This window comes from Natrialba asiatica DSM 12278, from assembly GCF_000337555.1.
Classification (GTDB): Archaea; Halobacteriota; Halobacteria; order Halobacteriales; family Natrialbaceae; genus Natrialba; species Natrialba asiatica.
Map to the genome: position 1 here is coordinate 83,963 of NZ_AOIO01000031.1, position 13,028 is coordinate 96,990.

The 13,028-nt window shown below is 63.8% G+C and carries 10 protein-coding genes and 1 tRNA gene; 4 read left to right on the forward strand and 7 right to left on the reverse strand.

All coding sequences use genetic code 11. The annotated features are described in order from the left end of the window. Positions 1-210 precede the first annotated feature (210 nt). The 4 genes from C481_RS13635 (at position 211) to C481_RS22980 (ending at position 7,623) form a co-directional block, all read left to right on the forward strand. Positions 211-2,556 carry a PD-(D/E)XK nuclease family protein gene (locus tag C481_RS13635; RefSeq protein WP_006109818.1) on the forward strand — a complete coding sequence of 782 codons (2,346 nt, stop codon included), beginning with the start codon at positions 211-213 and terminating at the stop codon, positions 2,554-2,556. After that, positions 2,549-3,616, forward strand: a complete 1,068-nt coding sequence (locus tag C481_RS13640; RefSeq protein ID WP_006109819.1) for a hypothetical protein — start codon at positions 2,549-2,551, stop codon at positions 3,614-3,616. Before C481_RS13635 ends, C481_RS13640 begins: the two co-directional genes overlap by 8 nt. Next, positions 3,616-7,140 carry an ATP-dependent helicase gene (locus C481_RS13645; protein WP_006109820.1) on the forward strand — a complete coding sequence of 1,175 codons (3,525 nt, stop codon included), beginning with the start codon at positions 3,616-3,618 and terminating at the stop codon, positions 7,138-7,140. Before C481_RS13640 ends, C481_RS13645 begins: the two co-directional genes overlap by 1 nt. A gap of 351 nt (positions 7,141-7,491) precedes the next feature. Continuing rightward, complete coding sequence (locus C481_RS22980) at positions 7,492-7,623, forward strand: hypothetical protein (protein WP_275040068.1); 132 nt, start codon at positions 7,492-7,494, stop codon at positions 7,621-7,623. Positions 7,624-7,791: 168 nt separating this feature from the next. Here the strand turns inward: C481_RS22980 and C481_RS13650 are convergent, their stop codons facing one another. The 7 genes from C481_RS13650 to C481_RS13680 form a co-directional block, all read right to left on the reverse strand. Next, positions 7,792-8,118 carry a DUF5789 family protein gene (locus C481_RS13650; RefSeq protein ID WP_006109821.1) on the reverse strand — a complete coding sequence of 109 codons (327 nt, stop codon included), beginning with the start codon at positions 8,116-8,118 and terminating at the stop codon, positions 7,792-7,794. A gap of 302 nt (positions 8,119-8,420) precedes the next feature. Beyond that, positions 8,421-8,492: transfer RNA gene (locus C481_RS13655), tRNA-Ala, on the reverse strand. Positions 8,493-8,586: 94 nt separating this feature from the next. Beyond that, a complete protein-coding gene (locus tag C481_RS13660) occupies positions 8,587-9,315 on the reverse strand; it encodes a rhomboid family intramembrane serine protease (protein ID WP_006109822.1) in 729 nt (242 codons plus the stop codon). A 284-nt stretch (positions 9,316-9,599) separates the two neighbouring features. Continuing rightward, complete coding sequence (rpsJ, locus tag C481_RS13665) at positions 9,600-9,908, reverse strand: 30S ribosomal protein S10 (protein WP_004215311.1); 309 nt, start codon at positions 9,906-9,908, stop codon at positions 9,600-9,602. Next, complete coding sequence (tuf, locus tag C481_RS13670; RefSeq protein WP_006109823.1) at positions 9,909-11,171, reverse strand: translation elongation factor EF-1 subunit alpha; 1,263 nt, start codon at positions 11,169-11,171, stop codon at positions 9,909-9,911. It lies immediately after the preceding gene. A 171-nt stretch (positions 11,172-11,342) separates the two neighbouring features. Further along, on the reverse strand, positions 11,343-12,296 hold the full coding sequence (locus C481_RS13675; RefSeq protein ID WP_006109824.1) for a homoserine dehydrogenase: 954 nt from the start codon (positions 12,294-12,296) through the stop codon (positions 11,343-11,345). Continuing rightward, positions 12,296-12,994, reverse strand: coding sequence for a hypothetical protein (locus C481_RS13680; RefSeq protein WP_006109825.1), 699 nt, complete (start codon positions 12,992-12,994; stop codon positions 12,296-12,298). Before C481_RS13680 ends, C481_RS13675 begins: the two co-directional genes overlap by 1 nt. Between the last annotated feature and the right edge of the window lie 34 nt (positions 12,995-13,028).

Genomic DNA, 13,028 nt, shown 5'->3' on the forward strand with positions numbered 1-13,028 from the left:
TTTCAGTTTTTGACGGAATCCGTTCGTACCGCCGCCGCTGAACTGGCCAGGGAAGCGTCTCGTGGCCGATCCCAGCGGTAACAGGGAGTCCGACACAGTGTTCGTCGGCGCGGGCTTTCCGGTCGGCAACAGACCGTTTCCCACGACAGTCTTCCGAATCGATAAGTATTCGACAGCCGATATTCAGGACGAACGTACGTTCGTCCGGATATGTCACGCACACCTGCCCTCGACGGCACACTCCACGTCCTTCCGTTCGATAGCGGCTCGCTCGCGACCCGCGTCGCCGATATCTACACGACCGCACTCGAGTCCGCGGACGGCGACCCGCGAAACGTCCTGGTCCTCAAACGTCTGCCGACCGGCATCGACGAGTTCACCGCGGCGCTTCGCGACGCCGCCGAACTCGAGGGGAGACCGAACGTCAAGTCGCTCCCGCGACACGCCGGGATGGTACTCGAGGAGGCCGAACCGGGGATAACGCGGCTCGGCTACGAGGAGCGAATCGAGTTCCTCGCGCGGGTGCTCGACGGCTTCGATTGGTCGCCGTACTTCGAGCGGGCGAGCGAGCACGACTCGTTCGGCCGCGACGTGGGACAGGTGTTGCTCGATGCGACGTGGAACGGGGGGTTCGACGTCACCCCGGCCGCGGAAACGGCTGTGGCCGGCACGGACGGCGAGCGGGAGCAGTACGACGCGTCTCTCCGGGAACTCGCCGCCGTCAACGACGCGTTCCACGAGCGCCTCGCCGAGCGCGACCTGCTCGAACAGGCCCAGACGATCGAGCGGGCCATCGACGCGCTCGACCGCACGGCGATTCGAGCGCGGATCGAACGCGAGTTCGACGTCGTCCTCGCCGTCGAGTTCGAGGAGTGCGGTGAACTCGACAGAGAGTACCTGGCGACGCTGACGCGTAACGTCGACCTCCGCTGCGTCGGCGAGGAGCACGCGAGTATCGAGCGCACGAAGACGGAAGCCGGCTCCGTGCGTCAACTCGCACCCGCGTTGACCGTCGTCGACCATCCCACCGAACCGAACGCGGAGACGACGCCCTCGGTTCCCGAGACGGATACCGGGACGGGGACCGAGATGGCCGGTCGGGCGTTCGGATCGTTTCTCGCAACCGGCGGCGATGGCGACCGGGATGGCGCGATTGCTGGTAACGGTGTCGATAACGGCGACGGTACCGATGCGAAAGCGGACGCCGCTGCGGGATCGAACGAGACCGAGGCGCACGCACGCCTGATCAGCGAACCCACGCTCGACCAGCAGGTCGAGGCGGTCGCCAACGAAATCGAGTTCTTGCGAGCGGAACACGGCTGGGAATACGACGAATTCGCCGTCCTGTTGCGCCACGTCGGCAATCCGATGCCCCGCGTTCGGCGCGTGCTCCAACACGCCGGCGTTCCGACCGCCTCGGCCGGCGTCAACGGCCTCGAACAGGACCTCGCCGTTCGAGAACTCCACGCGCTCGCTCAGTACCACATCGACGACAGCGAGCAGGCTTACGACCTGCTCGATGCGCGAGTGCCGGAACTCGACGAGAATCTCATCCAGGAGTGCGTCGTCCGGAACTCGGTCGCCGAGAGCCTGAAACGCTGGATCGTCACAACCGACCTCAAACGACGTATCGCGGCGGATACAGAGCCCATCGACGCCAGAGAACAGTTCCAGAACGTCTCCAGGCTCCTCTCGATCGCCGAGTTCGTCGACGGACAGGACATCCTCGCCGGCGACTGGATCCAGTTCGTCACGATGCTCGAGCGCGCGATCACCTACGACGCGCCCTACGCCCACACCGCCGCGGTCTCCGTTCCCGAGGGCGGCGTCACCGTCGGCGACGTGGGACTGCTCAAGAACGACAGCCGAACGGCCGTCTTCCTGCTCAACGTCGTCGACGGCGAGTACCCGGGTGAGGAAACCCTCTCACCGCTGTTTCCGACCGCCTGGATCAAACAGATGGACGGCTATCCGGCGGTCACGAACCCCACTGCGGCCGACGTGGCGGCGACGTACGCGACGGTCGAGGCCGCCGACATCGCCGGCAACGCGTTCGAACGCTACCACGACGAACGCGCACGCCGACAGCTCGCCATCGGCGCACGAGCCGCCGAGGAGCAACTGTACTTCTGTACGTACCGCCAGACGGACGGCTCGATCGGCCGGTTACAACACCGCTCGCGGTACCTGCACGCGATCGAGGACTGCCCGCAACTCCGCGTCGAGGAAGTCGCCGGCGTCGGCACCGATCGAGATATCCACACCCTCGGCAGCGCGTCGACCGAAATCCTGGCCCAGCCCTGGTCCGAACTCGAGCGCATTCAGGCCGAGGCCAGCACGGGCGGCGACGTCGAACTCGAGTCGACAGAAGAAACGCTGGCTGCCATCCAGCGAGTTCTCGAAGCGCGCGAGACGGTCGACTCCCGGTTCGAGCGCGCCGTCGAGACGCAGTTCGATCTCGCACGCGGCGCGGTTCGCCCGGCTGCGGAGCAACGAGAGCCGCAAACTGAGACTGAGACTGAGACTGAGACTGAAACGGTGACGAACGATGACTGACCCCAACTCCGACGCGCCGACGAACGCCGAAACCGCCACCGAGACGACCGTCATCACCGCAACTGAACTCGCGACGCACCTCGTCTGCCCGCGCCAGTACGAGTTCACGTTCGAGCGGCCGCTCTCGCCGCGCGAGGGGAGTCGCGATCGGGTGAGAGCGCGCCGTCGAGACCTCCTCCGGCGGCCGATCATTGCTGGGTTGCGTGCGGATGCGCGTTCCGAAACCGAGCGCATTGACACCGCACTCGAGCAGTTCGACCAGCGGTGGCGGCTGTCACGGGAGTCGTACCTGGCCGGCGAGCAAGAGCGGTACGACGAAGAGGCGGTCGGGGCTGCGATCGAGGCCTATTTTTCGAACGGTGGGCACGGCCACGCCGAGCGACTGGTCGATGCGGATGCCACGCTCGGCTACGAACGCGACGGCATTCGATACGAGGCTGCCGTCGACGCCGTCGTCGAGCGTGACCAGGGGTATCTCGCGATCAGGTACGTGCCGGATCTGACGGGCATCTTGCACGTGAGTTGGTCCGACAGCCACGTTCGGGACTTTCTCGACGGCCGGAAGTACTACCCGCGCCAGATCGGTAGCTTCGTCAGGGCTGGCGTCGCGATTCGCGGGCTCAAAGCCGAGTTCGGAATCGATCTGCCCTGTGACTTCGCTTACGTCGCCCCGCTTGCGGAGAGTCGACCGGCCTACGAGTTCGAACCCGGACCCGAATCGCCGTCCGGATCGGGCGTCCACGTCGATATCGCACGCCGTCACTTCGAGGGTGCGTACGAGGAAGAGCGGTGGGATCTCGTCGAACTGATCGCAGACCGGGCCGCGGCGATCCGCGCCGGTGAGACCGACCCGCGGGAGCGGCGGTTCGACGAGATAACGGCCACCGCCTGTGAGTACTGCGCCTATCGCGACGCCTGTCCCGACTACCTGGCAGCCGAGCTTTCGTTCGGCGACCGGCCGCGTTCGCGTCCCCAGTCGCGGGTTTCGGGGAACGCTGACGACACGACGGAACACGGACGGAAACAGGATACCACGGACGCACCGACGGGTGACGACTAATGTCGGACAACAACGCAACCGACGGTGACGCCGCCGCCGAAACCGAGTTCGAATCCCGATCGCGATCCGCGGAGCCGAACACCGTCGAACCCAAGGGTAACCAATCGGCCGTCATCGCCGCCACCGGCGGCGCGCACACGGTCGAGGCCGTCGCCGGCTCCGGCAAGACGACGACGATGGTCAAGCGGCTCCGGGCCGAAATGGAAGATCGCGACGTCGCACCCAACCGCCTACTGGTGCTCACTTTCGCGAACGAGGCCGCACACACGATTCAAGCGAAGCTCCGCGACGAACTCGGACCACAGGACGCCTTCGACATCGACGTCTATACCTACCACTCGTTCAGCTCGCAGCTCCTGACGGAGTACGCCTACCACGTCGGCGTCTCGCCCGAGTTCGAACTCGTCACCGAGGCAGATCGTCCGCAACTGATCGAATCCGTTTACGACGAGATCGACTTTTCGTTCGTCGCACCGGGCGCGCCCTCGGCGGGCGGCACGAACGAGGGGACGCTCTCCGAACTCACGTCGTTCATCGAATCGATGCGCCGCGAAGCGATCGACCCGGGCGAGATTCGAGCCTATCTCCCCGACGACGAGGCGCTACGAGACCTGCTCGGCCTCGTCGACGACCTGACGCAAATGGCACACGATGTTTGTAACGTCGACGCGAACGATATCATGTGGGACGACGACGAACTCGCCGAGCGGTGTGACCGGCTGTCGGTCGTCTACCGTGCCAAGGCTCGCGAACTCGACGACCCAGGTCCGCACCATGTCCAGACCGCCGTCGGAACCCACCTTGAGGCGATGGCCGAAACGGCAACCCACGTCGCCGACCACCTCCGGACGACGACTGAACTCGAGTGGCAGGACTACCGGCTCCCCGAGGCGATATTCGAGGGGGAGACCGGCCCGCTCACGTCGATCGCGCAGACGCCGATGGGACGGCTCGAACACTTCGTCCACATGCTGCGGCGGGTGCGAGCGTTCGTCGGTGCCTACGAGGCATACCTCGACGCGCTCGAGGAGCGCACTGCGTTCGACTACGACGAGCTGATCCATCGGACCGTCTCGCTCCTGCAGGACGAGACCGTTCGCGGGGACATCCTCGCGGAATGGGATGCCGTCTACTGCGACGAGTTCCAGGACACGGACGAGTCACAGCTCGAACTGGTCGAGCAGTTGCGCGACGGCCTCGACATCATGGTCGTCGGCGACAGCGATCAGGCCATCCACGAGTGGCGCGGCCAGGACCCCGAGAACATGTCGAACCTCCCGGCGAGCTTCGAGGAGATCGGACTCGAACTCAACTTCCGATCGCGGCAGCCGATCCTCGACCTGGCGACGAATCTCGATCCCGACAAGGACGCTATCGAGGCGTACAAGGAGTCGAATCCGCCGAACGTTTTCAAAGTCGACAGCGAGGGCGAGCGCACGCCCGCCCAGGTGAGCACGACGATTTCCCACCTTCTCACGGGGCGGTTCGAGGACGTTCCCGCCCGCGACCTCTCGGATATCGCCGTCCTCGTCCGGCGCAACCAGAACGCCCGAGACGTCGCCGCGCAACTCGACCGAGACAGCATCCCCTACACGCTCTCGAGCGACGCCTCCGGTGATCTCGGGCACGGCGTTCGGACCGTCCTCTCGTACTTCCGGGTTCTCGTCTCGCCGGACGACGACGTGAGTTGGCAGCGCATCCTCCTGCACCTTTATCGAATTCCGGAGGCGGACATCGATACGCTGTTGACCGCGGGCGAAACGGTTCCGGAGGGATACGAGGCGCTCGCGAATGCGGACACCGCGCTCGCTCGCCCCGACCGCGTTCGCGAAGCGCTCGCGGATTACGAGCGACTGCGGTCGGTTTCGACGACGCACTCCATCTCCGAACTCTACCGTCACTTCAAGCGCGAGACGCGGATCGACTGGTTCCTCCGCGAGAGCGACCGGGACGCGCTCTCGAACGTCGAGCGCCTGATCGGCGCGTTCAACGACAGTCCGGTTCAATCCGGGCTCACACCGGCGTTCGTCGACTACCTGGAACGCCAAGCACACCTGCTCTCGGCCGACGACGAGACGGCGACGAACCCCGGCTCGCAGTCCGACGACGCCGTCGACATCATGACCGTCCACCAGGCCAAGGGCCTCGACTTCGATACCGTCTTGTTGCCCTTCCTCACCGAATCCGAGTTCGGCCACATCGCACTCGAGAACTACCAGCGAGACCTCTACCGCTACGACGTACTCGTCGACGACATTCAGGACGAGTTGGACGACCCCCTTCGAGCCGACTGCAGCGACGACCAGATCGCGGAGGAGTGGCGCGTCCTCCACGTCGCGCTCACACGGGCGAAAGAGCGTCTCTTCCTGTTCGGGAACGATGTCGAAGACGCCGGTCCAAGCGCCGATCTGTTGGATTCCCACCTTCCCGACGAGACGAGTGAGAGTGACACCCCGGTTCACTGGTCGGCCGAGGGGCCGCGACTGCCCGTCTGGGATGCACTGATGGACAGCTACGACGACCTCGCAGATCAGACCCCTGCCGCCGTCCGGGACTACACCGACGCCGTGAACCGCGGCGTGGACGAGGACCCCGGGACGATCACGTACTACCAGTCCGAAGTAACGACCGAACGGGCGCTCGAAACCGTCCTCGAGTTCGCCGACGCGGTCGTCGCCGGAACGCTTGCGGACGACGACTCCGAGACGGACGCCGCGAGCTCGCGTTTCGCCGACGCGCCACTCGGCGGAACCGTCGACGCCGAACTGGCGCGCCAGCACAGCCACACCGCACTCGAGGCCGTTCGAAACTGCGAGCGGAAACACGTCCTCGACCACGTGGTCGACGCATTTCCCGATCCAATCGCCGGCACAGCAACGGAATCCACCCACACCCAGGCCGACGTCGGATCGCTCTTTCACGCCGTCGCCGAACTCGCCTACTGGCGCGACTACGACGACCGCGCCGACTGGCGAACGGCGTGTAACCGCCTCGCCCAGAGCCGTGATCTACGGCCCGCACTCGAGCCAGCGCTCGACTGTATCGACCGGTACTTCGAAACCGACGGTTCCCGCTGGCCCGCCGTCGGCTCCGAAGTCCCCATCACCGTCACAGACATCCCGGACGTGGCGGGCGATGTCACCGGATACGTCGACACCGTTCGCCGACACCCAGACGGCGGCCTCGCCGTCCTCGACTACAAGACGAGCCGAACGCGAAACGAACTCGAAGAAAGCCACCAACTGCAACTCTACGTCCAAGCCTGTCGAAACCGCTTCGACGACCCCATCACCCACGCCGGCTACGTGTACGTCGGCGAGGCCGGTCCGGCGACAGAACTCTTTGCGGTTTCGGAGTTGGAGCCATTGTGGCCGGACGTGCTCGACGATCTGCAGGCTGCGGACGACTCTACGTTCGAGAATGCGAGCCCCGGTTCGCACTGCCGGTTCTGCGAGCACCGCTCGCTCGGATGTCCACAAGCCGAGTTCAGCTACGAGGACGAGTTCCGCGTCGATCGCCGGTGAGCCGTTCGTGTCGGTACCGAGTTCGTCGTCGAGCACAAGGCGTGTGAGCCGACGCCCGTCCGATATCGAGTATCGGACCGCGTCACCGTCGGCTTCAGGGGACTCGTGATCCGTCTCGACAGTTGCAGCGTTCCCCGCACCGGTACAACGTCCACCCGGCCGGTTTCTCGACCGCCGGCAGTGAACTCGATTCGCCGATCCGCGGCCCGTCGGCGGCGCTTCCAGCATCGGTGGCGAATCCACCGACGCTGAACTCGGCCAGCGCCCGACTGAACCGTGCCGCCGGTCAGCTACGGGAGACGATATCCTCTCTATAGTACACTTTTTAGCCGCCGAACGCGTAGTTCCAGTATGGCCGCGTTTTTATCACTCGGTTCGAAGTACGTTCTCACGCACATCGACGATGCGACGTTTGGAATCGCATTGGCCGAGGCCGGATACATCCTGCTCTGGATCTTCCACGCGATATACCGCGGCAAGTAACCCTCGTCTCTTTCGAACCGTTGCACTACCGCGCCGAACTCGTCGGGAGTGAGCAACTCAACGCGCTTGCGCAGTCGACGAGTTCGAGATCGCAAACTCACGCCTTCCCGTCTTCGTTGTTACGTTTGCCGTCGGAGGCCGTACTGCGAGTACCGAGGCCGACGCCTATCAGAAGGAGAGTTGTTGATCTTCCCGTCTTTCCCCAATTGCAGGTGGCGTCCGATCGGAGTAGTACTTCCGACCGATAGCTCGGCTGTCAACCATGTTGAACACCGCTTGCCGCGCCTCTCTCGGGGATTCGTACGTCTCGTTTGCGAACGAACCGAGGATCTCGCGGACCGATTCCGTTCCGTTCGGGAATTCGATGACGTGCTCACCGTACTCCTCGACGAGTTCCTCGTTCGTAATCGGATACGAATGCCCCTCAATCTGGCCGGCTAACTCACCGAATTCAACACCGAGCTCTCGGTGTGGGACGCTGTTGTAGTCTGTCATCGTCGATCCGGGATTCGTACATCACTGATTCATAAACGTCTATGGGTACGTCAATTGGAGTGACTACCTCGCTACTCGTACGTACCGCGCGTTTTACTAGTGATCTGCGGAACTGAATTACGGATCGCTACTGATCAGTCTCGCCGATGATCGCGGTCTCGGCATCAACACTCACTGCCCTCGGTAATAGCGTCTCGACGAGACGCGCCAGCTCTACCTGAGTGAACTCGTCGGGATTAAACAACCGAAGCGGTTGCGGTATAGGGTGTCTGCAACTGAACGAGTAACGGGACGTAACGGAGTGGACTCGCCGGGATTTGAACCCGGGGCCTCTTCCTTGCGAAGGAAGCGATCTGCCACTGATCTACGAGCCCTCGCTCGTTTCTAACCTTGGTTTGTATTTGTAGCTTGTGTTTTGTCGAGAGGACCTGCCCGTTAGTGTGGGTGCGATCCTAACACACAATGTGATCAGACAACCGATCGGCTGGCACTCGACTCAGAGTTCACGTGCAGAACGCGGGTGCGGCCGGCGAGCAGGCCGAGCAAGAAGCCGGTGAAGTGAGCGATCAGGGCGACACCCGGCGCGGCGGTTACGAGTGTGACGGTAAGTGCGAGACCGACGAAGACGAATATCGTCACCCACTGTGGCACGTCGATGATCGAGGCGAAGCCGGCCGAAAGTCTGTTTGACGTGAGCAGATAGCCTAACAGCGCAAAGACGGCTCCACTCGCGCCGAGGACGGCCACCGGCGTGCCAGCGAGAAACGGAGCCGTCGCGGCGAAATCGGTGAGCAGCACCTGTGAGATGCCGGCAATCGAGCCGGTAACGAGAACGAACGCGTGAAACCGACCTCGTGTCGTTGCGCGGGCAACGGGCCAGCCGAAGACGAGCAGCGCGAGGCTGTTCGAGAGGAGATGCCAGATGCCATCGTGCGCGTAAACGCTCGTCACGATCGTCCACGGGTTCTCTGCAAGCGGCGGCGCGAGGATAAACAGCCCGGCCATCGCTCCGACAACGGCCGTGAGTCCCTGAACGATGAAGACAAGCCCGAAGACAACGAGCACTTCGAAAATCGGACTGCTCGAGCCGACGGTCGAATCCGACGGCGGGCTAGAACCAGTGTCGATACCCGTCGATTGTGAACTCGACCGTTCGCTGGACCGTGATCCGGGTCGCGATCGCGATCGGTTCGCCATACTGGTTCTAGGACGGAGAGCGATAAAAGTCTGCACGCTGAGTGAACGCGACTGTCCGCACGAATCGACGGACACCGTGTGGAATCATAGTACAACTGGTGATTTTTACACACTGATCGTACCGCCGTCGTACGACCAGGTGTGCACTACCGTTCAGTGGCTACTAAGAGAGGCGGTATCGTGTCTACGGTCTTGCCTCGATATGAGTCCAGCAGCTATCGGATGAGAGGACGGTAAGATGGTGAAAACGCAGCGCGGCGACTGTCGTTGTACGTCGACCGAGTTCAGTCTTCGAGGACGATCTCGATCGAGACGTCGTTTGGCACCTGAATGCGCATGAGCTGTCGGAGTGCGCGTTCGTCGGCGTCCAGATCGATCAGGCGCTTGTGGACGCGCATCTCCCAGTGCTCCCACGTGGCGGTACCCTCGCCGTCAGGCGATTTCCGGGTCGGCACCTCGAGGGTCTTGGTCGGCAGCGGAATCGGACCGCTCAGGTTGACGCCGGTGTTGTTCGCAATCTCGCGGACGTCGTCGCAGATGTCGTCTAAGTCGTCTGGACTCGTGCCCGCGAGTCGAACGCGTGCCTGCTGCATTTATTTCTCGTTGACGTCGAGGACCTTGCCGGCCGCGATGGTCTGACCCATGTCGCGGATGGCGAAGCTCCCGAGTTCAGGAATTTCGCTGGACGGTTCGATGCTGAGGGGCTTCTGGGGTCGGATGGTGACCACAGCAGCGTCACCCGACTGGATGAAGTCGGGGTCTTCCTCGGCGACCTCGCCGCTCGAGGGGTCCATCTTCTTGTCGATGGATTCGATCGTACAGGCGACCTGTGCCGTGTGAGCGTGGAAGACCGGCGTGTAGCCGGCCGTGATCACGGACGGGTGCTGCATGACGACGACCTGGGCCTGGAAGGTCTCGGCGACCTTTGGCGGGTTGTCGGCTGGGCCGCAGACGTCACCGCGGCGGATGTCGTCCTTGCCGATGCCGCGGACGTTGAATCCGACGTTGTCACCGGGTTCGGCCTTCGGCACTTCCTCGTGGTGCATCTCGATCGTCTTGACCTCGCCACCGACGTCCGATGGCTGGAAGACGACGTCGTCGCCGGTGTTCATGATACCGGTTTCGATGCGGCCGACCGGGACGGTCCCGATACCCGAAATCGTGTAGACGTCCTGGATCGGCAGACGGAGCGAGGCGTCCGTTGGCGGCTCCGGCTCCGGCAGGTCGTTCAGGGACTCGAGCAGAATTTCGCCGTCGTACCAGTCCGTGTTCTCGGAGGATTCGGCGATGTTGTCGCCCTCGAACGCCGAGATCGGGATGAACGAGGCGTCTGCGGTGTTGAACTGCACCTGCTTGAGGAGCTGCGTAACTTCCTCGACGACGTCGTCGTAGGTGGATTCCTTGTAGTCGACGACGTCCATCTTGTTGACGCCGATGATGAGTTCGTCGATACCGAGGGTGCGGGCCAGGAAGACGTGCTCCTGGGTCTGGGGCGCGACACCGTCGTCAGCGGCGACGACGAGGACGGCGTTGTCCGCCTGGGATGCGCCCGTGATCATGTTCTTGACGAAGTCGCGGTGGCCAGGACAGTCGACGATTGTAAAGTCGTACTCGTCCGTCGAGAACTCCTGGTGGGCGATGTCGATGGTGACACCGCGTTCGCGCTCCTCGGCGAGGTTGTCCATGACGTAGGCGAACTCGAAGCCGCCCTTGCCCTTCTCTTCGGCTTCTTCGCGGTGCTGTTCGATGACGTGCTCTGGTACGCTCCCCGTCTCGTAGAGGAGTCGTCCCACGAGCGTACTCTTCCCGTGGTCAACGTGGCCGATGATGGCCAGGTTCTGGTGTTGGTCGCTCATTGTTGTAGCTCACGCGCAGAGGCGCTTATATCGGTCTCTTTTGCTCGTTGCGGTTAAAACCATTTCGAAAGCGTATTCGTCCGAACCCGACGCCCGCTTGCGGTTTGTGTCATGTCCACACGGATCGGTCCGAAACGAACACTGACAGCTGAACTCGAATGTCGTGGTCGGTTACAGTGGCGGAAGACGACCAACGTCGGAGAGCACTGCCGTCGCCGTTTCGGGACCGCCAGCGCCGCGGCCGCTCGAATGAAGCGAGCCGGCGTTTCGGGTTTCGATCTGGACGATATTTCGCGTCCCGGTCACGGCGAGCGCACCGTTTTCGGGAACGAGCCGGGGACTCACACGGACCCCGTCACGAGTCGCCTCGCCGATGAGTCGAATCGTGCGCCCGTCTTCGGCGGCGAGTTCAAGTGCGCTGCCGGGGACGTTCTGAATGCCCTCGACGGTTGCATCGTCGAGCGAGAAGCCACCGTCTGCCAGGACGTTCGCCAGGATGACGAACTTCAGGGCGGCATCGGTACCGTCGACGTCGAACGTGGGGTCGGCTTCGGCGACGCCGAGGTCCTGGGCTTCCGCGAGGACGTGTTCGTAGTCGAGTCCCTCGGCGGCCATGCGGGTGAGGATGAAGTTCGCGGTGCCGTTGAGGACGCCGCGGACGGCGGTGACCGCCTGTGGCGTCGAGTCTTCGATCGTCGAAAGGACGGGAATCGCGCCGCCGACGGTGGCCTCGAATCGGATCGCGCCTGCACTATCGGCTTCCAGTTCGCGGAGTTCGTCGTAGCGTTCGGCGACGGGGCCTTTGTTCGCGAGCACGACGTGGTGGTCGGTCTGTAGTGCGCGTTTCGCGTGCGTAAAGCCGGGGTCGGCGTCGTCGAGTGTCGTCGGGGTGGCCTCGACGAGGACATCGTAGTCGGTTTCGAAGACGGCTTCGGGCGCGGTTTCGCCCAGGTCTTCGCCGCTTCGTTTGCACTCGACCGCGTCGGTCACGTCGATTCCTCCGAGGTCGATAGCGGCGCTCGTCGAGTCGGCGAGGGCGACGACCTCGTGCTCGTACTCGCCGGCGAGTTCAGCGACGGAGCGGCCGACGTTTCCGGCGCCGAGGATCGCGAGGCGCTGTCCCATCAGGCGTCACCTCCGAGGAGCGGCTCGACGACGGTGAGGTCCTTGGCCGAGCCGATCGAGCGGATGGCTTCGAGTGCGGCGTCCGTTCGGCCGGAGTCGACGGCGAGTCGCAGTCGGGCGCTGGAGGTGGCCTCGGTGCCGTCGGGGGCGGCGAGCGAGAGGTCGATGACGGCGGCGTCCGCCTCGGTTTCGATTCGCGAGAGCGTCTCCGAGAGGTCGTTTTCGACGAGGTGACCGACGAGGACGACGCTGATCTCCTCGCCGTAGCGTTCGGCACCGGCCTGGATGACGTTGACGCCGGCACCGCGGAGTCCCTCGACGACGTCGTCGAACCGATCGGGTGGGCATTCGAGATCGACCTCGACGGGGATGTGACCACGAGGGGTGATATTGCCCCGCTCGTGGTGTATGCTCAGGAGATTGCCGCCGTTGTCCGCGATCGGGGAGAGCGCACGAAGGAGTTCGCCGGGCTCGTCGACGAGTTCGAGGCGGACGGTGTAGGCGTGGACGCCGCCGTCGGTTTCCGTTTCCGCTTCCGTTTCTGTTGTGGTTTCGGCGTCCTCGCTGTCCGTATTGTGGTCGCCGTCGGCGTCGTTGGATGTGGCCGTGGGATCGACAGCGGTTGTGTCTTGGTCCGCATCTCCAGCTGCGTCCGCGTCATCGGCCGCCTGGCCGTCCACGGCGGGTTCGTTACCCATCATCCTCACCTCCTACGGTCGGACATCCACACGT